Here is a 605-nt window from a genome sequence, read left to right as displayed (position 1 = left end):
CACTCACCACCTCATCCCAGAGCCAAAATGCCTCTGTCGCCCGCACAAAAGCTTTAAAGCGCGGCAAGGAAATATCCACCTGCTTACTTTCCGCTACATAAGCATCCAAGCTTGCCTTACTCAAACAACCAATGCCTAAATAATGCGCCATACGCTCTGCAACTTCACTGCGCTCATAGCGGCATTCACGCAAAGCCCGTGCCATCGCCCGCTTAATGCGTGAGCGAAACCGCTCTAAATCAATCTGCGCAACGGGTTCACGACAGGGAAAAACCGGACGTTGAAAAAAATCAAGTTGATGAGAACCACGCGTCTTCATGCCTGCTCCTCCCCCGATTGCTTGTTCAAATAATCATAAAACCGCGCCCGTGTCTGTGCATCCGCTCTCTGCCACACACTCAACAATTGAGCAAAAACCCGTTCTTGTTCATTAACTTTCGGGGGTATATTAATCCCATTGACCAAATCAACAGCCCGTCGTAAATCCCCCTCAACCTGTTGCAAAGCAATCGCCACCCGCCGTTGCGCAACCGGCTCCATCTTCGCCAACTTTAACAACTGCGCTTGATTATCCGCCAATGCCGTCCCCCGCAAAACAGACCGCA

At 50.9% G+C, this 605-nt stretch carries 1 protein-coding gene and 1 pseudogene; both read right to left on the bottom strand.

Going from position 1 to position 605, the window contains the following annotated elements:
* Positions 1 to 319, bottom strand: a 319-nt coding sequence (locus tag ABD915_RS10135; protein ID WP_345117847.1) for a hypothetical protein, incomplete at its 3' end; no start/stop codon positions are given.
* Positions 316 to 605 (bottom strand): annotated as a pseudogene (locus tag ABD915_RS10130) (ParB/RepB/Spo0J family partition protein); the annotation flags it as partial. The gene ABD915_RS10135 and the pseudogene ABD915_RS10130, both read right to left, overlap by 4 nt.

The sequence above is a fragment of the Bartonella jaculi genome (assembly GCF_039543045.1).
Lineage (GTDB): Bacteria > Pseudomonadota > Alphaproteobacteria > Rhizobiales > Rhizobiaceae > Bartonella > Bartonella jaculi.
The sequence above is the reverse complement of the archived record's forward strand: the minus strand, read 5'-3'. Positions and strand labels throughout refer to the sequence as shown.